At 71.1% G+C, this 21,799-nt stretch carries 22 protein-coding genes; 8 read left to right on the plus strand and 14 right to left on the minus strand.

The window, feature by feature from the left end; all coding sequences use genetic code 11:
- Positions 1-13: 13 nt before the first annotated feature.
- The 5 genes from ABD333_RS19575 to ABD333_RS19595 are packed head-to-tail and all read right to left on the minus strand — an operon-like array spanning position 14 to position 5,090.
- The gene (locus ABD333_RS19575; RefSeq protein ID WP_344542842.1) at positions 14-1,183 is read right to left on the minus strand and encodes a glycoside hydrolase family 183 protein; all 1,170 of its coding nucleotides are present in this window, start codon (positions 1,181-1,183) and stop codon (positions 14-16) included.
- 60 nt (positions 1,184-1,243) lie between these two features.
- Entirely contained in the window at positions 1,244-2,071 is an 828-nt protein-coding gene (locus ABD333_RS19580; protein ID WP_344542844.1) for an SMP-30/gluconolactonase/LRE family protein, read from the minus strand.
- Complete coding sequence (locus ABD333_RS19585) at positions 2,071-2,871, minus strand: SDR family NAD(P)-dependent oxidoreductase (RefSeq protein ID WP_344542845.1); 801 nt, start codon at positions 2,869-2,871, stop codon at positions 2,071-2,073. Before ABD333_RS19585 ends, ABD333_RS19580 begins: the two co-directional genes overlap by 1 nt.
- Positions 2,868-3,830, minus strand: a complete 963-nt coding sequence (locus ABD333_RS19590) for a DUF4432 family protein (protein ID WP_344542847.1) — start codon at positions 3,828-3,830, stop codon at positions 2,868-2,870. Before ABD333_RS19590 ends, ABD333_RS19585 begins: the two co-directional genes overlap by 4 nt.
- 3 nt (positions 3,831-3,833) lie before the next feature.
- On the minus strand, positions 3,834-5,090 hold the full coding sequence (locus tag ABD333_RS19595; protein ID WP_344542849.1) for a glycoside hydrolase family 183 protein: 1,257 nt from the start codon (positions 5,088-5,090) through the stop codon (positions 3,834-3,836).
- Between the two features lie 56 nt (positions 5,091-5,146).
- On the opposite strand from ABD333_RS19595, the gene ABD333_RS19600 reads away from it, so the two are divergent.
- A complete protein-coding gene (locus ABD333_RS19600; protein ID WP_344542850.1) occupies positions 5,147-6,055 on the plus strand; it encodes a sugar kinase in 909 nt (302 codons plus the stop codon).
- Between the two features lie 75 nt (positions 6,056-6,130).
- Here the strand turns inward: ABD333_RS19600 and ABD333_RS19605 are convergent, their stop codons facing one another.
- On the minus strand, positions 6,131-6,892 hold the full coding sequence (locus ABD333_RS19605) for a phytanoyl-CoA dioxygenase family protein (protein WP_344542852.1): 762 nt from the start codon (positions 6,890-6,892) through the stop codon (positions 6,131-6,133).
- Positions 6,893-7,097: 205 nt separating this feature from the next.
- Between ABD333_RS19605 and ABD333_RS19610 the strand changes: the two genes are divergently transcribed.
- The gene (locus tag ABD333_RS19610; RefSeq protein WP_151566146.1) at positions 7,098-7,526 is read left to right on the plus strand and encodes an ATP-binding protein; all 429 of its coding nucleotides are present in this window, start codon (positions 7,098-7,100) and stop codon (positions 7,524-7,526) included.
- On the plus strand, positions 7,523-8,338 hold the full coding sequence (locus tag ABD333_RS19615) for an RNA polymerase sigma factor SigF (RefSeq protein WP_344542855.1): 816 nt from the start codon (positions 7,523-7,525) through the stop codon (positions 8,336-8,338). The genes ABD333_RS19610 and ABD333_RS19615 overlap by 4 nt, the downstream gene beginning before the upstream one ends.
- Before the next feature lie 7 nt (positions 8,339-8,345).
- Here the strand turns inward: ABD333_RS19615 and ABD333_RS19620 are convergent, their stop codons facing one another.
- Positions 8,346-8,816 (minus strand): hypothetical protein, encoded by a 471-nt coding sequence (locus ABD333_RS19620; protein WP_344542857.1) that lies wholly within the window; start codon positions 8,814-8,816, stop codon positions 8,346-8,348.
- A gap of 87 nt (positions 8,817-8,903) precedes the next feature.
- On the opposite strand from ABD333_RS19620, the gene ABD333_RS19625 reads away from it, so the two are divergent.
- Positions 8,904-9,872 (plus strand): diacylglycerol/lipid kinase family protein, encoded by a 969-nt coding sequence (locus ABD333_RS19625; protein ID WP_344543730.1) that lies wholly within the window; start codon positions 8,904-8,906, stop codon positions 9,870-9,872.
- 292 nt (positions 9,873-10,164) lie between these two features.
- Entirely contained in the window at positions 10,165-10,425 is a 261-nt protein-coding gene (locus tag ABD333_RS19630; protein ID WP_344542859.1) for a WhiB family transcriptional regulator, read from the plus strand.
- 160 nt (positions 10,426-10,585) lie between these two features.
- Here the strand turns inward: ABD333_RS19630 and ABD333_RS19635 are convergent, their stop codons facing one another.
- The gene (locus ABD333_RS19635) at positions 10,586-12,175 is read right to left on the minus strand and encodes a sensor histidine kinase (protein WP_344542861.1); all 1,590 of its coding nucleotides are present in this window, start codon (positions 12,173-12,175) and stop codon (positions 10,586-10,588) included.
- 67 nt (positions 12,176-12,242) lie between these two features.
- On the opposite strand from ABD333_RS19635, the gene ABD333_RS19640 reads away from it, so the two are divergent.
- Together ABD333_RS19640 and ABD333_RS19645 are read left to right on the plus strand one after the other, a co-directional pair.
- Positions 12,243-13,403: an 8-amino-7-oxononanoate synthase gene (locus tag ABD333_RS19640; RefSeq protein WP_344542863.1), complete on the plus strand. Its 1,161-nt coding sequence runs from the start codon at positions 12,243-12,245 to the stop codon at positions 13,401-13,403.
- A 98-nt stretch (positions 13,404-13,501) separates the two neighbouring features.
- A complete protein-coding gene (locus ABD333_RS19645) occupies positions 13,502-14,242 on the plus strand; it encodes a GntR family transcriptional regulator (RefSeq protein WP_344543732.1) in 741 nt (246 codons plus the stop codon).
- A gap of 53 nt (positions 14,243-14,295) precedes the next feature.
- On the opposite strand, the gene bioB is transcribed toward ABD333_RS19645, so the two are convergent.
- Positions 14,296-15,291: a biotin synthase BioB gene (gene bioB / locus ABD333_RS19650; RefSeq protein WP_344542865.1), complete on the minus strand. Its 996-nt coding sequence runs from the start codon at positions 15,289-15,291 to the stop codon at positions 14,296-14,298.
- On the minus strand, positions 15,288-16,019 hold the full coding sequence (bioD, locus tag ABD333_RS19655; RefSeq protein ID WP_344542867.1) for a dethiobiotin synthase: 732 nt from the start codon (positions 16,017-16,019) through the stop codon (positions 15,288-15,290). Before bioD ends, bioB begins: the two co-directional genes overlap by 4 nt.
- A gap of 111 nt (positions 16,020-16,130) precedes the next feature.
- Here bioD and ABD333_RS19660 point away from each other — a divergent pair, with 111 nt between their 5' ends.
- Positions 16,131-16,949 carry a hypothetical protein gene (locus ABD333_RS19660; RefSeq protein ID WP_344542869.1) on the plus strand — a complete coding sequence of 273 codons (819 nt, stop codon included), beginning with the start codon at positions 16,131-16,133 and terminating at the stop codon, positions 16,947-16,949.
- Between the two features lie 10 nt (positions 16,950-16,959).
- Here ABD333_RS19660 and ABD333_RS19665 read toward each other — a convergent pair whose 3' ends face one another.
- The 4 genes from ABD333_RS19665 to ABD333_RS19680 all read right to left on the minus strand — a co-directional run bounded on the left by ABD333_RS19665 (position 16,960) and on the right by ABD333_RS19680 (position 21,798).
- Complete coding sequence (locus ABD333_RS19665; protein WP_344542871.1) at positions 16,960-18,600, minus strand: carotenoid oxygenase family protein; 1,641 nt, start codon at positions 18,598-18,600, stop codon at positions 16,960-16,962.
- Between the two features lie 53 nt (positions 18,601-18,653).
- Positions 18,654-18,842, minus strand: coding sequence for a biotin synthase auxiliary protein BsaP (bsaP, locus tag ABD333_RS19670; protein ID WP_344542873.1), 189 nt, complete (start codon positions 18,840-18,842; stop codon positions 18,654-18,656).
- A gap of 55 nt (positions 18,843-18,897) precedes the next feature.
- Positions 18,898-20,271 carry an acetyl-CoA carboxylase biotin carboxylase subunit gene (locus ABD333_RS19675; protein WP_344542875.1) on the minus strand — a complete coding sequence of 458 codons (1,374 nt, stop codon included), beginning with the start codon at positions 20,269-20,271 and terminating at the stop codon, positions 18,898-18,900.
- A gap of 198 nt (positions 20,272-20,469) precedes the next feature.
- Positions 20,470-21,798, minus strand: coding sequence for an HD-GYP domain-containing protein (locus tag ABD333_RS19680; protein WP_344542877.1), 1,329 nt, complete (start codon positions 21,796-21,798; stop codon positions 20,470-20,472).
- Between the last annotated feature and the right edge of the window lies 1 nt (position 21,799).

The following is a 21,799-nucleotide window of genomic DNA, read 5'->3' on the forward strand; positions in this document are numbered from 1 at the left end:
GCGCTCCTTACTCTCAGCCGGTGACCGGGACGTTGATGAACCGCGGCCGGTAGACGGTCACGTCCTGGTAGTTCTCGTTCAGCTCGCCCTTTGTCTCGTCCAACGTGTTGACGTTGTACGACACGACGAGGTTGTTGGTGGTCGTCAGCGACGCGTGGGCGTGCGAGTTGTAGCTGTAGTGCAGTGGCTTGGCCTGCGGCGCCAGGTAGACGGTGCGCTCGTCGGTGAAGGGACCGGCGGGCGAGCAGGAGAGGTAGGTGTCGATCTGGGCGCTGAACGCCTCCTTGGTGTCGTGCGTGAGGAGGATGTAGAAGTTGCCCCGCTTGGACACGCTGAACTCGTTCGACACACCGCTCAGCACTCGCACCGCGGCCGCCTCCGACGTGGAGTCGAACAGGCCGCTCGACGTCCGGTAGCTCCACGTGCCGCGCAGGTCGGTGCCGTTCACACGGGCGATGTAGAGGTGCTTGCCGTCCGCGCCCAGGTCCTCGGTGCCGTAGATGTAGGTGTAGCCGCCGTCCCTGAGGAGCGCCGAGCCCCACATGATCTTCCGGCTGGACGGCAGGTCCGTCACGGACACCGGCTGATTGAGGTTGCTCGTCGAGAAGCGGGCGAGCACGTTGCGCTCGAACTTGACCTGCCAGGGGCCGGTGCCCTTCCAGTACTCCCGGTAGGGCTGCTGCACCTCGCCGTTGTGCACGGTCATGTCAGCGGCCCAGTAGAGGTGCGAGGCGTCGCGCGGAGGCAGCAGCGCGGTCGGGTTGGCCACCGTGCCGCCGTGCGCGGTGGTCATCGCACCGCTCGTGGACCGTACGACGAAGGTGTTGTTGGGGAACGGCGTGGTGCCGCCGTCCATGATCGTCATCGGGCGGGAACCGTCCGCCCTGACCTGGCCGAGGAAGGTGTCGGAGAAGCCGAAGACCGTCCTGCCGTCCGGAAGCTTGACCGAGTAGGTGCTGTCGGCGCCCGTCCAGTCGTCGAGCCGCGCGTTGCTGTTGCCGTACGTCGTGAACGCGTTGTTGAGCGAGGTGTTCGGGGAGGCCGTGCCGAAGGTCGGCGCCTGGGTACCGCCGCACACGGGGGCGGCGGTGGCGGAGGCGGAGGCGGGCGGGGCGAGGAAGAACGAGGCCAGGACCGCGGAGGCGACGGTCGTACGGGCAGCGCGCAGGGACAGAGGACGCATGCGAAAACTCCTTGTGGGGGGATGAAGGAGAAGTGATGGACCCGGTTGACGAAGGCAGATCTAGAGGTCGATCGCGGTGATGTGCCAGCGGCCGAGGTTCGCCACGTACGCCGTGGTGCCCTTGAACGCCAGGTTGGTCGGATGGCACAGGAGGTGGGCGGTGGGATCGTCGGCGACCACCTCGACGTTCCCGGCTGTCTTCTCGTCGTGCCGGACGCGCAGCACCTTGCTGGGCTCGTAGCAGGCGATGTAAAGCAGGCCGTCGGGACCGAAGGCGATCCCGTCGGGGACGGTGCCGGGCAACTCGACGACGGTGCTCCGCTCCCCCGCGCTGCCGTCCGCCCGGATCTCGACCCGGGTGACGCCGGGCATGAACGACTCGACGACGTAGAGGGACGACTCGTCCGGAGCCAGCGCGAGCCCGTTGGCGAACGCCATCGGACGCTCGTCCCAGACCTCGCCGGTGCCGTCCATCGCGTACCGGAAGACCGCCGGCCCGGGCTCGTCGAGCTGGCGGCTGTCGGAGACGTACAGCCGGTCCTGGGCGTCGAACACCGCATAGTTGGGGTTACGGAAACGGTGGCCGCCCGCCCCGTCGGCGAACAGCTCCACCTGGCCCGTGGCCAGATCGAGCCGGAACACCCCGGGATGGACGATGTCGCAGATGAACAGATACGAGGCGGTCGGGTCGAACGCGATGCCGAGCACGAAGCCGTTGGTGGTGGCGATCTGCTCGATCTTCGTGCCGGCGGGGTCGATGCGGAAGATCTGACCGGCCTCGCCGCCGCACCAGACGCTGCCGTCCCGCGGGTGCACGGCGACGCCCTCGGGATGGTCCAGCCGCGGGCTGGTGAACAGTCCGTCGAAGAAGACTCGGGTGCTGGGCATCAGACCTCCGGCAGCGCTGCGGGGTTGCGGGCGAGCAGGCCGCCGTCGACGCGGTGCTCGGCCCCGGTGATGAACGACGAGCGCGGCCCGGCGAGGAACGCCACCAGCTCGGCGACCTCCTCGGCCCGCGCGACCCGGCCGAGCGGGTGGGCCCGGCCCCATTCGGCGACCTGCTCGTCCTGGCTCGTGCCGCCGCGGAACAGGTCGGCGGCCCAGCGCAGCATCGGGGTGTCCACGGAGCCGGGGCACACGACGTTCGCCCTGATGCCGTCGGCGGCGTGGTCCAGTGCCATCGCGCGGGTGAGCCCGTTGATGGCCGACTTGCTCGCCGTGTACGCGGCGACCCGGTCCTGGGAGGCGAACGCCTGGACCGACGACATCGTGACGATCGTGCCGCCGCCGCGCCGCCGCAGCTCGGGAACGGCCGCCTTGCAGACGAGGAAGACGCCCTTGAGGTTGACGCCGAGCACCTCGTCCCAGAGCTCCTCGGTGGTGTCCTCCACGGTGCCGTAGCGCTGGACGCCCGCGCAGGTCACCACCGTGTCGAGCCCGCCGTACCGCTCGACCGCCGCGCCGACGAGCCCACGCATCCGCGCCGCGTCGGTCACGTTCGCGACGATCCCGGTGACATCGAGATCCTCGCCGCGCAGCTCCGACTCCGCCGCCCGGACCGATTCCTCGTCCAGGCCGCAGAAGACCACCGCGGCACCGCCGGCGGCCAGCCGTTCTACCACCGCCCGCCCGATGCCGAGCGACCCTCCCGTCACGACGGCGACCTTGCCGTCGAACTCCCCGCTCAATTCCCCTCCTCCTGAATGACGCTCGCGCGCAGCCACAGCGATCTGGTCTCGTGCGGTTGCAGCGTGAGCGCCGAACCGTTGCGCACCGCCTCGGTCAGCCCCTCGGTCGGGTAACCGGCGAACGGTTCGAGCCCGACCACGTAGGCCCGTCCCCACCAGGGATGATCCCGGGAGGCGCCCAGCTCGCGCCACAACCACAGATGCCGCAGCACCGAGGCGTCCCAGTCCACCCGGAGCCCGAGCCCGTCCGCCGGGTCGGTGATCTCGTACCACCCGTCCCGCCCGAAGCCGGTGAGGTAGTGGATGTCGCTCGGCTCCCCGTAGTCGGGGACCACCGTCAGGCCCGCATCGGCCTGGACCTCCTCCGGCAGCCGGATCCGGTGCCCGGGACGCAGGAACGGGGCGCCGAAGACGATGTGATGGCCCCACATGACCTCCACCGCCACCCCCGACTCGTTCGTCAGTTCCTCGTCGACGAGGAGCTCGGGCCGCCCCGCCACCAGCCGGAACGTCTTGGTCACGCGCAGCGGCATCCGCCGCGAGCGCACGCTCAGCCGCACGGCGACCTCGCCCGGGTCGTCGGTCACGATCTCCACGTCCCAGGGCAGCCCGGCCACCTCGCCGTGCTGGGCGAGCGCCGCGCCCCGGTAGGTGCTCGGCAGGCCGCCGTTGGGCAGCACCTCCTGCCAGCCGCCCTCGTAGTGGTCGAGGAAGGCCGCCACGTCGTCGGAGGCGCCGCCCGTCACGTCACGGGGGTTACGGATGCCGTCCGGAGCCAGCCAGACGAAGTCCATGTCCCGCCTCTTGTCGAGGAACTCGGCGACGTCACCGCCCTTGTCCGCGAGCACGGTCACCCGCAGCAGTTCGTTCTCCAGCACCACGGCGCGCAGGCCGAACCAGGTGATCTCGTGCAGCCGGGCACCCCAGTTGCGGGCCGGGCGGTGACGTCGGTAACTCATCGGTCAGCGGAACCTCACGTCGACGAAGCGGGGCCGGTAGATGCTGCTGTCCTTGTAGTGGTCGGTGTTCTTGAAGCTGTTCACGTTGTACGACACCACGATGCGGCCCTTGGAGCTGAGCTCGGGGTGGGCGTGGGCGTTGTAGGTGAACACGTTGGCGTTGCCGTAGCTGCCGGCCAGCCCCGTCTCGGGGGTCGTGTAGACGGTGGTCTTACCGGTGAACGGGCCGCGCGGCGAGCAGGACTGGTAGGCCACGATCTTGGTGCTGAAGAGCTCGGTGGTGTCCTGCGTGATGAGCACGTAGCCCGGGCCCTGCCTGCTGACGCTGTACTCGTTGGCGACGCCGTCCATCACGCGCGCCGAGTCGGCCTCGCGCTTCGACCAGCCCTTGCCTCCGCCCTTGCCCGTGTAGAACTCCCACTTTCCCTTCAGGCTGTTGCCACGGACACGAGCCAGGTGCATGTACTTGCTGTTGCCCTTGTCCTCCACGCCGTAGACGTAGATGGTGTGGCCCGAACGCTCCAGCCACGACGCCCACGAGATGCCCTTGCTGGACGGCAGCGGGGTCACGCTGGTGGGCTTGGACAGGCGCTTGGGCGAGAACTGCGCCAGAACGTTCCTGGACCAGCGCCAGTCCCAGATGCCGGGGCCGAAACGCTCGTACTCCTGGTAGGTGGCCTGGACCTTGCCGCCAGCGGTGATCGCGTCCCCGGCCCAGTACCAGTGCTTGTCGTCGCGCGGCGGCATGACCCCCTTGGCGGTGCCGGTGACGGTGGTCAGCTTCTTGCCGTCCTTGACCACGAACGTGTTGTTGAGGAACGGCGTCGTCCCGCCCTCCTCGATCACCGGTGAGCGCGAGCCGTCCGCGTTCACCTTGCCGAGGAAGGTGTCGGAGAAGACGAAGGCGAGCCGGCCGTCGGGCAGCGTCGTCGAGTAGGTGCCGTCGGCGCCGGTCCAGTCGTCGACGCGGCTGTTGTCGGTGGCGTACCGGGTGAAGAGCCCGTTGAGCTCGGCGTTGGGCGCCGAACTCTGGAAGGCCGGCATCCGGACGCCGTTGCAGGTCAGGGGGGCCGCCGTCGTAGCCGTCCGCGGGTGGGCGGCGGACGCCTGGCTCGGCTTGGGCGGTGCGGCGCTCGCCGGGGCGAACGCCGTCGTCGACAGGGTGAGCGTCAGGGCGCCGGCCGCGAGGCCGCTCCAGGTGAGTCTTGTTTTGCGGTGGGTGGGTTTCCGCACGTGCACCTCACGGGTCTCGTCAGTCACGATTTCTAGAAGTCTGGTCATTAGATGACTTGTTGTCTAGATGTATCGTGCTGCCCATGACGACCCGTGTGGCGCTGATCGGCGAGTGCATGATCGAGCTTCGGCATCTGTCGGCGGACCGGCTCGCGCTGGGCTATGCCGGAGATGTCTTCAACACGGCCGCCTACCTCGCGCGCAGCGCGGAGCCCGGCGCGGTCGACGTCCAGTTCGTCTCGATCACCGGAGACGACCCGTACAGCCTGGCCATGCGCGAGCACTGGCGCGCCTATGGCGTGCACGACGCGTACGCGCGGGTCCGGCCCGGCGGCAAGGCGGGGCTGTACCTGATCCGGACCGACGCGCGCGGCGAACGCACCTTCCAGCACTACCGGCGGGGCTCCGCCGCGCGGGAGCTGTTCGGCCCGGACCAGCCCGCCGAGCTCGACGACGCCATCGCGGGCCACGACCTGGTCTACCTGTCCGGCATCACGCTGTCGATCATGTCCGGGGCGGCCCGGGAACGGCTCGTGGCCGTGCTCGCCGAGACCCGGCGGCGCGGCGGCCGGGTCGCCTACGACGGCAACTACCGCCCGAGCGGCTGGCCTTCGCCCCGGGCCGCCGCCGACGCGGCGAACGCCGTGCTCGCACACACCGACATCGCGCTGCCGAGCCTTGACGACGACCGCCTCGTCCACGGCGACACCGACGCGGGCGCCTGCGTCGCGCGGCTGCGCTCCTCCGGGGTGGGTGAGATCGTGGTCAAACTCGGCGCCGACGGCTGCGTGATCGCCGACGCCCGCACGACCGAGCCGATCCCCGCCGTCCCCGGAGCCGCGGTCGTCGACACCACTTCCGCCGGCGACGCGTTCAACGGCGCCTACCTGGCCGCCCGTCTGGCGGGGGCCGTCCCGCGCGCCGCCGCCGAGGCCGGAACCCGGCTGGCCGCCGAAGTGATCGCCCATCCAGGGGCCCTCCTCCCCGCCTGATCCAGCTGAGTTCTCGAAGGGGTGGAAACGTTTCCACATCGGCGGGGAAACGTTTCCGGAGCGGGCGGCGGCGGATCAGGTCCAGGCGGGGGCGTCGGCGAAGGGGAAGTGCTCGCCCTCGATGTAGCGCGGCTTCGGCTGGTAGGTGTTGACGCCGGGCTCGCCGCGCAGCAGCAACGCACTGGGGAACGGCTGCGGCTCGGCGGTGATCCGGGTCGAGGTGGGGATGTAGCGGATGGTCAGCCCGCAGCGCCGGTAGGGCGAGGTGTTGGCGTTGCTGCCGTGCATGATGCCGGGGTGGTGCACCTCCACGTCACCGGGCGCGAGCACCATGTCGACGGCCTTCGACTCGTCCACGGCCACGTCGCTCTCCACGTTGAAGACGGCGTCGTCGCCCTCGCGTTCCCGTACGGCGTGCAGTTCCTCCCGGTGGGTGCCGGGGATGACGCGCAGGCAGCCGTTCTCCGGGGTCGAGTGGTCGACGGCGAGCCAGAGCGTGACGACGTTCATCGGGTCCAGGGGCCAGAACGCGCCGTCCTGGTGCCAGAGCACCGCCTTGCCCGTATGCGCCGGCTTGGCGATGTAGTGCGAGGCGAAAAGCGCGATGTCCGGGCCGATGAACCGCTCGGCGATGTCCAGCAGCCGGTCGTCGGACACCAGCCGTACCCAGAACGGGTCGCGGGCGACGAGCTCGGTGGACAGGTCCTCGCCGCTGCGCCCCGGGTACCGCTCCTGCAGCCACCGGACGTGCTGGTCGGCCTCGGCGATCAGCTCGGCGTCGAGCACGTCGCGAAAGATCGCGTAACCGTCCGTGTCGTACTTCTCCATGAGATCCATGGGCGCAACCTATCTAGAGAGCAAGTCATCTAGTCAATAGATCGGAGGGCCCAAGGTGATCCTTTCCTCGCCGTTGTCAGGTTTGAAGCGAGAAGAACCGTGCCGGTCCGCGAATCCGTGGGAAAGCCACGCGCGGCGAAGTCTCGCCGGAGGCTCAGTACGCGGTAGTTTCGAAGGAGCGGGACTATCCCAGATAGGGAGTGACGTGACCGAGGAAACCGCTGCGATGCCGGCCAGTACGAAGTTGTCCCTGCGCGACGTGGTGACGGTGAAGTTGCCCGCCGCCAGTGCCTACCTGTCCGTCCTGCGGACCGCCACGGCGGGCCTGGCGGCCAGGCTGGACTTCACGCTGGACGAGATCGAGGACCTGCGCATCGCCATCGACGAGGCGTGCGCGATGTTGCTCGCGCAGGCGGTCCCCGGGACCGACCTCACGTGCGAGTTCGAGCTGACCGGAGACGCCATGCGCATCTCCGTGTCGGTCCTGACCGTCGAGGGCAGGGAGCCCAGCCGCGACACCTTCGCCTGGACCGTCCTCTCCTCGCTGGCCGGAGAGGTCGACTCGCGCGTGGGCGCCGACGACCGGGTGACCGTGACGCTGCAGAAGCGCCGCGGCGCTGCGGGGGCCCCGTGACGGAAAAGACGACGGTGGCCGGCAGCACCGGCAACGACCGCTCCGAGGGCGCCGTCCCGGACCGCGCCCGGGCCCGGGCCCTGTTCGAGCGGCTCGCCGAGCTGCCCGAGGGGGACCCCGAGCGCCAGCGCATCCGCGACCAGCTGGTGGAGCTGCACCTGCCGCTGGTCGAGTACCTCGCCCGCCGCTTCCGCAACCGCGGCGAATGGCTGGACGACCTGATCCAGGTCGCCACGATCGGCCTGATCAAGTCGATCGACCGGTTCGACCTGGGCCGCGGGGTGGAGTTCTCCACCTACGCCACGCCCACGATCGTCGGCGAGATCAAGCGGCACTTCCGCGACAAGGGCTGGGCCGTCCGCGTCCCGCGACGGCTCCAGGAGCTGAAGCTGTCGCTGACCAAGGCGATCAGCGATCTCGCCCAGCGCGAGGGGCGTGCCCCGACGGTCAGCGAGCTGGCGGCGCACCTGCAGATGAGCGAGGAGGAGGTGCTCGAAGGCCTGGAGTCGGCCAACGCCTACTCCACCGTGTCGCTCGACGCCCCCGACTCCGGCGACGAGGACGCCCCGGCGGTGGCCGACTCGCTCGGCATGATCGACGAGTCGCTGGAGGGCGTGGAGTACCGCGAGTCCCTCAAGCCGCTGCTGGAGAAGCTGCCCGCGCGCGAGAAGAAGATCCTGCTGCTGAGGTTCTTCGGCAACATGACCCAGTCGCAGATCGCCGCCGAGCTCGGCATCTCCCAGATGCACGTGTCGCGGCTCCTCGCCCGCACGCTCGCCCAGCTGCGCGACGGGCTCACCGCCGACGAGTGAACGAGGGTCAGGCATCGGAGCGGGGACGTTCGTCCGCGCTCCCGGTGCCGGCCGCGCCGCCGTCCTCGCCGTCCTCGTCAGCCTCGTCGAGCTCGCCGGTCTCGTCATGGACGAGCCAGGCCGTGCTCGGCGGGGCGAGCGCCGTGACGAGGGCCAGGACGGCGACGACGCCGAGCGGAACGCCGATGAGGTACTGCTCGCTCTGCCACAGCGACCAGGCGATCGGCAGCGCGAACAGCTGCGTCAGCACCGTCGGCGCGCGGCTCCACGGCTCGGCGCGCAGCAGGCCGCGCGCGCACGCGAGCATCCCCGCGCCGCCGGCCAGCGCCAGCGCGGTCACCCCGATCGCGGTCGCGGGGTCCTGGGGATCGCCGATCAGGGTCTCCACCCCGACATAGAGCCCGAACCCGAGGGCGGCGAGACCCTCCGCGGCCTCAAGGGCGGCGGCGGCGTGGACGGTCAAGGGACGCTTCGACACAACCCGAAACCCTACCCGCCACGTCACCACCGTGAGGTTCGCGTCTGTGCGGTCGAGCGCGATGTATACCCTGGCGCGGTGCGCGCCATGCTCATCGCCAACCCCAAGGCGACCTCCACGTCTCAGCGGGCCCGTGACGTCCTCGTCCGGGCCTTCTCCGGCGACCTCGACCTGCACGTCGCCGAGACGGGACACCGCGGTCACGCGACCGAGCTCGGCCGGCAGGCCGCCGAGGAGGGCTACGACGTCGTGGTGGTCCTGGGCGGCGACGGCACGGTGAACGAGACCGTCAACGGGCTCCTGGCCGACGGCCCCTCCCCCGACCTTCCGGCGCTGGCGGTCCTGCCGTGCGGCAGCGCCAACGTGTTCGCCCGCGCGGTGGGGCTGCCCAACGACCCGCTCGCCGCGACGCGTCCCGTACTCGAAGCCCTGCGAGCCGGTCGTTACCGCACCGTCGGCCTGGGCACCGCGCTCCTCACCGGCGGCTCGTCGGGGATGGCGGGGCACGACCGGGCGGGCGGGACGGAGCGCTACTTCACGTTCTGCGCCGGGGTCGGCCTGGACGCGGAGGTGGTCCGCGAGGTCGAGCGGCGCCGGGTGGCGGGCGCCAAGGCCGACCCGTCACTGTACGTGCGGACCACGCTCCGGCAGTACTTCACCGGCACCGACCGCAAACAGGCGACGCTCACCCTGGAGCAGCCCGGACAGCCCGCAAGACCCGGTCTCTTTTTCGCGTTCGTGTCCAACACCGCGCCTTGGACTTTCATGGGACGGCGTCCGCTGAATCTCACTCCCCGCGCCAACTTCAGCCGCGGTCTGGACGTCTTCGGAATGCGATCCATGGACGTTCTCCCGATGGCGGGCGCCGTCGCGCAGATGTTGCTGGGCGGTAACCGGCTCGTCCAGGGAAGGCACGTGCTCAACGTGCACGATGCGGCGGAACTCACACTCCGCGCGGAGCGTCCCGTGGCCTTTCAGCTGGACGGCGACTACCTTGGCGAGCAGGAGTGCATCACATTCCGATCGGTGCCCAAGGCGATACGCGTTGTCATATGAGGCTGTTCGCAGGCCCTGTTAACGACAAAGCAACAAGCCGGACTCACTGATGTGACACATACGACACCCATACTTTGAGAAACGTTTCTCAAAGGTCTTGCGCCTGCCCGCGGAGCCCTGACACGCTCAAAGTGCGCCAGCCGACAGGGGCCCAGCGTCGTCAGCCACCTGCTCGCAGCGCCGCAACCACATCACCCCTGGACATTCGCCCTTCGCGGCACGGGGTGTTCGCGACATGTGAAACCGTTCACAAGTGGAGCCGCATCTCCACGTTGACGAAGGAGTGGACCGCATGGACTGGCGCCACCGCGCAGCCTGCCGTGACGTGGATCCCGAGCTGTTCTTCCCGATCGGCAACACCGGGCCCGCGATCCTGCAGATCGAAGAGGCCAAGCAGGTATGCCGCCGCTGCGACGTCACCGACTCCTGTCTCCGCTGGGCCATCGAGTCCGGCCAGGATTCCGGAGTCTGGGGCGGCATGGGCGAGGACGAGCGCCGCGCGCTCAAGCGCCGCAACGCGCGCGCCCGTGCCCGCGCCAACGCCAACCTCTAGCTCACACATCGCGAACACCTGACGCCCGGCCCCGCCGGGTGTACCCGGCGCAGCCTCCGAACTCCCCAGCCGGAGAGCAGTGGACGCCGGCCAGGATCCTGCGAACGCCCGTGGCCAAGCCACGGGCGTTTGTCGTTCCACCCCTGGGGGTGGACGGAGGTCAGCGGGCGGGCGGTGCGCTGGGACGGTTGCTGTGGTCCAGGGGAACGTCGACGATCACCTCGGTGCCGCCGCCGGAACGGGGACGGAAGTCGAGGGTGCCGCCCAGCTCGCCCACGATGAGGGTGCGGACGATCTGCAGGCCGAGGCTGTTGCTGCTCTCCACGTCGAAGTCGGCGGGCAGGCCGACGCCGTCGTCGGCGACCGTGGCGACCAGGCGGCGGTCGTCACCGTCGGAGCGATGGGCCACGACCTCCAGGGTGCCGTCGCGGTGGTCGGGCAGCCCGTGCTCCAGCGCGTTCTGCAGCAACTCGGTGAGCGCCATGGCCAGGGGCGTGGCGATCTCGGCGGGCAGCACGCCGAAGCTGCCGCTGCGCTTGGGCACGACCCGGGTCTCGGGCGTGGAGACCTCACCCGCCATGGTGATCACACGATCGGCGATGTCATCGAAGTCGATCAGCTCGTCCGGGGTGAGCGAGAGCGTCTCGTGCACGATCGCGATCGAGCCGACGCGGCGTACCGCCTCGTCCAGCGCGGCGCGGCCCTCGGGGATGCGGAGCCGGCGGGCCTGGAGGCGCAGCAGCGCGGCCACCGTCTGCAGGTTGTTCTTGACCCGGTGGTGGATCTCGCGGATGGTGGCGTCCTTGGTCATCAGCTCCCGGTCCCGCCAGCGGAGCTCGGTGACGTCGCGGACCAGCACGACGGCACCGATCCGGGCGCCGCCGACCACCAGCGGGATGGTGCGCAGCTGCATGATCGACCCGTTCGACTCGACCTCGACCTCGCGCGGCGCACGGCCGCTGAGGAGTGCGGTCAGCGCCTCCTCCAGCGGCTCGCCGGTGTCGCACAGCTCCGCCGTCACCTCGCCGAGCGACTCGCCGACGAGGTCGGCCTGCAAGCCCAGGCGCCGGTAGGCCGATTGCGCGTTCGGGCTGGCGTAGGTCACGCGGCCGGTCCGGTCCAGGCGGACCAGCCCGTCACCTACCCGGGGCGAACGGACGAGGTTGGGCTCCTCGCCCGGCACCGGAAAGCGCCCTTCGGAGATCATCTGGGCGAGGTCGCTGGCGCTCTGCAGGTAGGTGAGCTCCAGGCGGCTCGGGGTACGGGCGGAGCTGAGGTTGGTGCTGCGCTGGATGACGCCGAGCAGCTTGGCCCCCCGGCGCACCGGGATCGACTCCTCCCGGACGGGAATGCCGCTGCCCCATTCGGGATCGCCCTCGCGCACGATGCGCCGTTCCCGCCAGGCCACGTCGATCAGCCCGCGCCGTCCGGACCGCACGATCTTGCCGACCAGGTCCTCGGGATAGGCGGTCGGTCCCGTCGTCGGGCGCATCTGCGCGACCGCCACCCAGCCGGGGACCGAGCCGCCCCCGGGAAGCGGCGCCTGCCCGGCGCGGGCCGGGCGCGGCCGTGCCCTCCCCTCGTCCTCGGCGGGCAGGGCCTCCGCCGAACGCAGCGGAACCCACAGCAGCAGGTCGGCGAACGACAGGTCGGCCAGCAACTGCCAGTCCGACACGAGGGCGTGCAGCCACTCCAGGTCGGTCCCGTTGAGGTCGGTGTGGTCGCGCACCAGATCGGTCAGGGTAGGCACCGGTCCATCATCGCGCATGCCCGGCCGCGCCGACCTGGCAGGATGGCCGACCTGGCAGGATGCAGGGATGATCGCAGGACAGGACCCGCTGGACAGGTTCCGGGCCGCCACCGAGCGCCGCGACGCGGCGGGGCTGCGCCGCCGGCTGCGCCCCCGTACCGCCGACCACGACGGTCTCATCGACCTCGCCTCCAACGACTACCTGGGCCTGTCCCGGGACCCCCGGCTGATCGAGGGCGCGGTCGCCGCCGCCCGCGCCTGGGGTACCGGCTCCACCGGATCACGGCTGGTCACGGGCACCACGCGGCTGCACGACGAGCTCGACCGCCGCCTCGCCGCGTTCACCGGCAGCCCGGCGGGCCTGACGTTCTCCTCCGGCTACCTGGCCAACCTCGGCGCGGTGGCGGGCCTGTCGGGCGCGGGCACGCTCGTGGTGTCGGACCAGGTCAACCATGCGTCGATCGTGGACGCCTGCCGGCTCTCCCGGGCCCGGGTGGTGATCGCCCCGCACCGGGACGTGGCCGCCGTCGAGCAGGCGCTGGCCGAACGGGAGGAGGAGCACGCCCTCGTGGTCACCGACGCCGTCTTCTCCGTGGACGGCGACCTCGCGCCCCTGACCGCCCTCCACACGGCCGCCCGCGCGCACGGCGCCCTGCTGGTGATCGACGAGGCGCACGCCCTCGGCGTCGTCGGCGACCAGGGCCGGGGCGCCGCGCACGCCGCCGGGCTGACCGCCGAGCCCGACGTCGTCCTCACCCTCACCCTGTCCAAGTCGCTCGCCGCGCAGGGCGGCGCGGTGCTGGGCGCCCCGGAGCTGATCGACACGCTGGTCGACACCGGCCGGGCGTTCATCTTCGACACCGGCCTCAACCCGCCCGCCGCCGGCGCCGCCCTCGCCGCCCTGGACGCCATCGAAGCCGACCCGCGCCTGCCCGGCCGGGCTCGCGAGACCGCCCGGAGCATGGCCGCCATCGCGGCCGGGCTGGGCCTGGAGACCGCCGACCCGGCCGCCGCCGTCGTCCCGGTCTTCCTCGGTGAGCCGCAGGCCGCCCTGCGCGGCGCGGAGATCTGCGCCGAACACGGCGCCCGCGTGGGCTGCTTCCGCCCGCCGTCGGTCCCCAAGGGCCGGGCGTGCCTGCGCCTCACGGCCCGCGCGACGGTGACCGAGGCCGACCTCACAACGCTCCGGCAGGCCCTGGCGGCGGTGGCGGGGCTCTACCGGCCGTAGTCTTCACACGTAACATCGGGGACAACCGGTGGTGAACGTAAGGAGAGTCCGTGACGGAGGTCAGGGGTGGGCCCCGTCCGGGGCCCGGATTCGACGCCATGAGCGACATCGGACGTCACCACTCGGGGCCCGCTCCGCGCATCCCCAAGTACTACAAGCTCAAGGAGCTGCTGGTCGAGCTGATCCAGCAGCTCCCCCCGGGCAGCCCGCTGCCGCCCGAACGCACCCTCGCCGAGAAGTACGAGACCTCCCGGACCACGGTCCGCCAGGCCCTGGCTGAGCTGGTCGTCGAGGGACGCCTCCAGCGCATCCAGGGCAAGGGCACCTTCGTCGCCAAACCGAAGGTCTCCCAAGAGCTCCAGCTGGTCAGCTACACCGAGGACATGCGCCACCACGGCCTCCAGCCGGAGACCCGCATCCTGGAGATCGGCTACGTCAGCGCCGACGAACGCCTGGCCGCCCTCCTCGGCATCCGCCCCGGCGGCCGGGTCCTGCGCATCCACCGGCTGCGCCTGGCCGACGGCGAGGCGATGTCGATCGACACCTCGCACCTGCCGGCCCGCCGCTTCCCCGGCCTGCGCCGCGAGCTCCCGCGCCACCGTTCGCTGTACGAGACGCTCGCGACCGCCTACGACGTGCACCTCGCCGAGGCCGAGGAGACCATCGAGACCGTCCTGGCCACCCCGCACGACGCCCAACTCCTGGGCGTCGACGTCGGCCTGCCGATGCTCCTGCTCTCCAGGCACGCCTTCGACTCCACCGGCCAGCCCGTCGAATGGGCGCAGTCGCTCTACCGCGGCGACCGCTACAAGTTCATCACCCGTCTCCGCCGCGGCTGAGAAGCCGGCCGTGATCTCGGGCCTGCTCCTCGGCCGGCGGCGCGGCCTGACGGTCAGAGCGTCTGGGAGAGGGCCTTGATGGGCATCTGGAGTTCGGTGAGGAGCTCCAGGTCCTGCTCGGCGGGACGGCCCAGGGTGGTCAGGTAGTTTCCGACGATCATGGCGTTGATGCCGCCCAGCATGCCGTCGCGGGTGCCGAGGTCACCGAGCGTGAGCTCGCGGCCGCCGGCGTAGCGCAGGATCGTGCGCGGCAGGGCCAGCCGGAACGTGGCGATCGTTTTGAGGGCCTCGCCGCCCTCGACCAGCGAGAAGTTCTCGAACGGGGTGCCCGGGCGCGGGGTCAGGAAGTTGAGGGGGACCTCGTCGGGCTCCAGCTCGGCCAGCTGCCCGGCGAACTCGGCGCGCTGCTCGACCGTCTCACCCATGCCGATGATGCCGCCGCAGCAGACCTCCATGCCCGCCTCCTTGACCATGCGGAGGGTGTCCCAGCGCTCCTCCCAGCTGTGCGTGGTGACCACGGTGGAAAAGTGGGAGCGGGCGGTCTCAAGGTTGTGGTTGTAGCGGTGCACGCCCATCTCGGTCAGCTCGTCGACCTGGGCCTGGGTGAGCATGCCGAGCGAGCAGGCGATGTTGATCTCGACGGCCTCGTTGATCGCCTTGATGCCCTCGCGGACCTGCTTCATCAGTCGCTCGTCCGGACCGCGGACCGCGGCGACGATGCAGAACTCGGTCGCGCCGGTCTTGGCGGTCTCCTTGGCGGCCTCGACCAGCTCGGGGATGTTGAGCCACACCGACCGGACGGGCGAGGTGAACTGGCCGGACTGCGAGCAGAAGTGGCAGTCCTCCGGGCAGCCGCCGGTCTTGAGGGAAATGATCCCCTCGACCTCGACCTCCGGGCCGCACCAGCGCATGCGGACCTCGTGGGCGAGGGCGAGCAACTCCTCAAGCCGGTCGCCGGGGAGGTTCAGGCATTCCAGGGCCTGCTCGGCGGACAGGCCCCTTCCCTCGTCGAGAACCTGGTGGCGGGCCACCTCGAGGATGTCGGTCACGGATGCTCCTTAGTGAGGCCGTAGCTATCGCGGAAGGTAGCAGCGTCGAAGGCACCGCCGAAAGCCGGGGCCAGCGCCCGGTGGGCGGTGACCAGGAACTCGGCGGGGTCCAGGGCCCCCGCGCCCGCCGGCAGTGCCCCGGCGAGCGGCCGTGCGGCGATCGTCTCCAGGTCGTGGATGTTGCTGCGCATGGCCGGGTCGGGCTCGTCCGGCCACTCCCCGATCACGACTCCGGCGAGCTGGATGCCGCGATGTGCCATCGCCTCCAGGGTCAGGGCGGTGTGGTTGAGCGTGCCGAGGCCCGGCCGTACGACCACGACCACGGCGGCGCCGAGCCATCGCGCCAGGTCGGCGACCGTCGCGCCCTCGTCGTCGTACCGGACCAGCAGCCCCCCGGCGCCCTCGACCAGCACCAGCCGCCGCGTCTCGGACAGCGCGCGGATCCGGTCCACGACCCCGGGCAGGCTGACCGGCGGCACCCCCGCCCGCCGCGCCGCCGCCGCGGGCGACAGCGCATCGGGGAAACGCCCGAACTCATGCACGTCGTCGATGGCGGCGAGCCGCCGCACCTCGTCGAGATCACCCGGCTCGCCGGGTGCCACGCCGGTCTGCCCCGGCTTGACGACGGCCACCGGCGTCCCCCGCGACGCCGCCAGCGCGGCCAGCGCCGCGGTGACGACCGTCTTGCCGACGCCCGTACAGGTTCCGGTCACCACGAGCACACTCACGAGCCGCACACTAGCGTGCGGTCAGCCGATGATCGTTCGCCGAATCCCACAGTCTTGGACGTACGAACTTTGTAAACGGAACCCGCGGCGCCGCCCCCGCGTCCAAGCCGCATGGCAGCCGTACGCGTGATCGGCATCCTGATCAGCGTGGGCGTCCTCACCGCCTGTGGCTCGGTCTGGGACGACGAGGAAGCCTGCGCTCTCTCCGACTGCCCGACGTGGAGGCCGACGGCGACGGCGACGGCCGTTCCCAAGGATCCGCAGACCGGGTCGGCCGCCCGGCTCCTGCTGCGTTGGCGGGTGACCGGTGGCTTCGCCGGTCTGGGCGGGCCCGGCAGCATCCCCGAGTTCTCCCTCTACGCCGACGGCCGCGCGTTCGCGCCGCGGCAGGGCGCCGTTGGGCCGATCCCGGCCATGGCGGAGTTCCAGCTGACGCGCGGCGCCCTGAAACGGCTGCTCGACGACGCCCGGACCGCTGGTCTCGAACGTTCCAGAACGGCCGGCCCCGAGGACATCGCCGATGCGCAGACCCTGGAGATCACCCTGGGCGGGGCACGGACGCGGATCGTCCACCCCGAGTCCCAGCCCGACGATCCCGCCGTTCACCTGTGGAAACGCCTCCAGCCCTTCGCCTGGCCCGCAGCCGACCAGGAAGGCTCGCACCACACCTACACCCCGCTCCAGGTCGCCGTTCTCTCCAGCGAGACCACGCCTTCCGGAAAGCCGGTCAAGCCTTGGCCTCTCACGCCGCTCGGACAGGGCGAGCAGGTAGGCGGAGCCAGCTGCACGGTGGTGGCGGCACCGCCCCCGGCCACCGCTGACAAGCTCGTCCCAGGCGCCATCTGGCTGAGCCGTGGCAAGACCTACTCCGTCCGCTTCCGTCCGCTGCTTCCCGACGAGCACGCCTGCAAGGACGTGGCGCGCGCCTGAGCAGGTACGGCTAGACGGCCAGGTCGGCGGCCACTTCCTGGGCCACCGCGACCAGCTCGGGCGGGAGCTGGTTCAGGCGGTCGTCCAGATCGTCGGCGAAGGCGAGACGGTCCAGGCCCTGGGGAGCAGGACGCGCTTCGGGCATCCAGGCCGAGTGGATGAGGAACGGGACCGTGGTGCCGTGCGGAGGGGCCAGAACGGCGACGGGACCTCGGGAGACGTCGGCGGCGTCGAAGAGCTCGATCCGGAAGCGGTCGTCGTTGTGGACGGCCAGGACCAGATAGCCGTCGTGGCCGCCCGGAGCGCCGCCGCGGGGAACGAAGGTCGGGGACGTCGGGTAGTCGTCCAGCGCGAACGTCCATTCGGAGAGCGGTTTGAGCGCCTCGCGGTCGAAGGTCACCAGGGCGGCCGGGGTCTCCTCGGGCGGGAAGAGCGAGGTGTCGACGCGGTCGCCGTAGTTGCGCAGGGCGCGCTGGTTGATGGCCTCGGGATGGAAGCCCAGAAAGATCAGGTGGTGGCGGGTCGGTGCCAGCTGGCCCTCGAAGCTCCAGTCGATCGCCGACAGCTCCGCCTGCCACCAGCGCCGGGGGTCGTACGCGCGGGCACGTTCGCGGACCCTGCCGGTCTCCGGGTCGAAGTCGAGGACCGTGGTCAGCGCGGGCGTCATCCCGTGGCAGTACATGCCGCGCAGGGCCGGGTCGATGGGCCGGCCGTGGAGGTCGAGGTCGTCTTCGCGCAGGTACATGCCGATGTCCACGCCCGGCGTGTGCTCCATGACGACCTGGACGCCGCCGGAGTCGTCGTAGCGCGCGTAGAAGTGGTTGACCTCGGGCGCGATCCGGAACTCCCGGCAGCCCACGGTGGAACGGCCGGGGTCGAGGTCGTCCTTGCGGATCAGCAGGACGGGCCCGCCGGGATTGTTGGCGACGGTGCGGTCGCCGCCGAAGACCTCCTCAGGATCGACCTTGTACGCGGTGTCGGCGAGGATCAGCCAGTCCCGGGTCTGGGTGATGGTGTGCGTGGACTGCGGCAACGTCGCGTCTTCGACAGTCCAGCGCCGGACGTGCTTGCCGGTGCCGTCATAGCGGACCACCGAGATCGCGCCGGTCAGGACGTCCCGGCTGACGCTCCACAGGCAGTCGCGTTCCGGGTCGACGACCGGATGCGCCGTGGAGGAGATCAGCGGCAGCACGGCCTGGTCGATGCTCGGTTTCCAGTCGTCGCGGTGCCCCACCTCGGCGACGAACGCCAGGGTCCCGGGGTCGACCTCGACCGGCCGCCCGGCGTCCCAGGTGGCGAAGAGCCGGTCGCCCCAGGGCAGCGGGGCCGTGTTGGCGGCGTTGACGAAGCCCCAGGGCGAGTTGGTGCCGACCGGGCCGGCGGTGAAGAGATCGGGGCGTTTGCGGCGCAGCCGTACCGACGGGGTCTCGATGACGCGGGGCCGCCACGCGAAGGTGCCGCCGGTGTCCGGCCGCAACGTCAGGCGCGCCATCACACCGTCGCCGAAGAACGCGTGGACGGGATGCGTGCGCTGGTCCGACGTGCTGACGACGAAGTGGCCGGTCACGTCGTCGGGCCACGTTCCGGCGATCACGGTCAGGTCGAGGTCGGGGAGGTCGTCCTTGCTGAGGATCGAGCGAGGTATCGGCATCGTCCCAATCAAGCCGCTCCCGCAAGCGTCGTCAGGACTCTAACGACTAACCTTCAGGCGGACGCGAGCTCGCCGTGCTCGGAGCAGCGGGCGTTCCAGCCGGTGGGCGTCACCTGGACGATCATGCGGCGGCGGCAGCGCGCGCAGTAGCGGGGCGGCTCCATCCGGCGGGCGGCGCGGCACGGGCCGTGGTCGCCCTGCTGGGCGGGTTCGCCGCAGCGATCACAGTACGTCGTCTCCACGAGCGGCACAGTACCTCGTCCTTTCAGCCGTTCTTCCCGTCACCCGCTCTTCCCGTCACCCACCGACGCCGCGCATGCGGGCCACGAGACCGGTGTCGTAGGTGCCCTCCGCGAACTCGGGCCGGTCCAGCAGTTCGACGAGGAACGGAAGGTTGGTCTTCAGTCCCTCGATCCGGAAGGCGTCGAGCGCGGCGCGTGCGCGGCGCAGCGCGTCGGCCCGGTCGGTGCCGTGCACGCACAGCTTGGCCAGCAGCGGGTCGTAGAACGGGGTGACCGTGTTGCCCTCGGCGTAGCCGGCGTCGATCCGGATGCCGGGGCCGACGGGCTCCTCCCACACCTTGATCTCTCCGGGGTTGGGCAGGAAACGTTCCGGGTCCTCGGCGTACACCCGGAACTCGATCGCGTGGCCGCTCGGCGGGACCGGCCCGAGCGTGACCTGCTCCCCGGCCGCGACGCGGAACTGCAGCTCGACCAGGTCCAGACCGGTGACCATCTCGGTGATCGGATGCTCGACCGGGAGGCGGGTGTTCATCTCCAGGAAGAAGAAGTCCTGCGTGGCCGGGTCGCCGCCGTTTCCGCCCCCAGCGGCCTCCCCGACGAGGCACTCGACCGTTCCGGCGCCGCGGTAGCCGATCGCCTCGCCCGCGCGCACGGCCGCGGCGAGCATGCGTTCGCGCAGCTCGGGGGTGATGCCGGGGGACGGCGTCTCCTCGACGACCTTCTGGTGGCGGCGCTGCACCGAGCAGTCGCGCTCGCCCAGCGCGATGACGGTGCCGTCGGCCAGCCCGAAGATCTGCACCTCGACGTGGCGGGCGTGCTGGACGAACTTCTCGATCAGGATGTCGGGGCCGCCGAAGAACCGTTCCGCCCGCGACCGCGCCGTCTCGTAGGCCTCGCGCAGGCCCGCCTCGTCGAACGCGGCGCTCATGCCGATGCCGCCTCCACCGGCGGCGGCCTTGACCATGACGGGATAGCCGATGCGCTCGGCCTCCTCCACGGCGGTGCCGACGTCGGGCACGGGCTCCCAGGTGCCGGGGGCGACCGGGACACCGGCCTCCTTCATCAGGTTGCGGGCGTTGATCTTGTCGCTCATCCGGGCGATGGCCAGCGGCGGGGGGCCGACCCAGATCCGACCGGAGTCGATCACGCGGCGGGCGAACTCGGCGCTCTCGGCGAGGAAGCCGTAGCCCGGGTGCACGGCCTGGGCGTTGGTGCGGCGGGCGGCCTCAAGGACCGCGGGGGCCTCCAGGTAGCTGGCGGCGGGCTGCGGCGGCCCGATGAGGATGGCCTCGTCGGCCTCGGCGACGAACGGCAGGTCGGCGTCCGCCTCGGAGTAGACGGCGATGGCCTTGATCCCCATCTTGCGCGCGGTGTGGACGATCCGGCTGGCGATCTCGCCGCGATTCGCCACGAGCACGGATTCGAACACCTGCGGACACCCCTTCGTCGGCTCGGCCGGTACTTACCACCCGAGCAGCCTGCGACACCTGGACGAGGCCGAGACTAGTGGTGCGATGGTCTCCGGTCGGGCCACGCCATGGACAAATACCGATCCGTTGTTTTGTCCGGCGGCATGCCCGCGGCGGACGCGGGTCAGCGGCGGACGCGGATCAGCGCCGGACGCGGGTCAGCGGCGGACGTAGCGGTCGACGACGCGGCTGAGCGCCTCGACCACGGTGGGGTCGTACTCGGAGGCCGAGTCGAGCCGGAGCCGTTCCAGCACGGCGGCGCCGCGGTCGCGGTCGCCGGAGTCGCCGACCAGGTCGTCATAGGCGTTGGCGACCTTGATGATGCGGCTGGCGAGCGGCGGCGGCACCGGCCGGTCGACGGCCGCGCCGTCGCCGCCCTGCGCCGTGCCGTGGCCGGTGCGGTACGGGTGGGACGACAGGTGCACGATGTAGGCCACCCGGTCGAGCACGCCGGTCTGTTTGATCACCTCGGAGCCGAGCTCGGCGATGCGTCGTTGCTCGGTCGGCGAGGCCAGCACGGTGGCGCCGCCGGGGATGGGATCGGCGAGCGAGAGCTGGCCGATGTCGTGCATGAGCGCGGCGTACTCCAGTTCGAGGAGCTCCTCCTCGCACATGCCGAGCTCGCGGCCCATCGCCACGGCGAACCGGGACACCCGGCGCGAATGCCCCGCTTCGACGTAGCCGCCCACCTCGGTGACGCGCGACAACGCGCGCACCGTCTGGAGGTAGGTGGTGCGCACGCCGGCGTAGCGGCGGAACGCGAACTGCGTGACCAGGATCGGCGCCGTGAAGATCAGCAGAGCCACCGGGCCCATCACGGTGGTGGAGACGGCGACGAGCATGGCCGTCGCCGTGGTGGCCGCGCAGAGCGCCATCTTGGCGCGGATCTCGTCGCGCACCGCGATGCCGAAGCGGGTCCGCGCCGCCTCGGCCCGGATCATCGACGCGACCAGCACGTCGGCGAAGCACGCGATGACGGCGACCACGCCCATCATCGCCAGCAGCACCTTGCGGTCGAGCCCCGCGGTCACGAGCGGCCGGAAGCACAGGGCCACCACCGCCACGGTGAACAGCCGGCGGGCCATCGCGTCCAGGCCGAACGAGCGCCCGACCGCGAGGTGCGGCAGCGAGCCGATGAGCATGCCGACGGCGGTGACGGCGACCACCTGCAGCGGCGAGTGCGTCGCCAGCACCACGCCGAGCTCGGGGTCGACCCGGCCGCCCTCGTGGCCGACCCCGACCAGCAGGGCGTAGCCGATCGCGCCCGCGGTGGCGATCGGCGCCACCTCGCGGTTGCCGGGCATCACCATGCGGAACAGCTCGCCGAGGGCGATCAGCACGCCGAAGATGACCGCGACATCGGGCTGGACCAGGCCGACCGCGGCCACCTGCGTGACCGCGACGATCACGAAGAGCCCGGCGGAGGCGATCAGCAGCAGCTGGCCCGAGTCGAGCGTCTGCCACGCGGCGCGTTCCTGGGTGGCCACC

Source organism: Actinomadura fulvescens, from assembly GCF_039533225.1.
GTDB lineage: Bacteria > Actinomycetota > Actinomycetes > Streptosporangiales > Streptosporangiaceae > Spirillospora > Spirillospora fulvescens.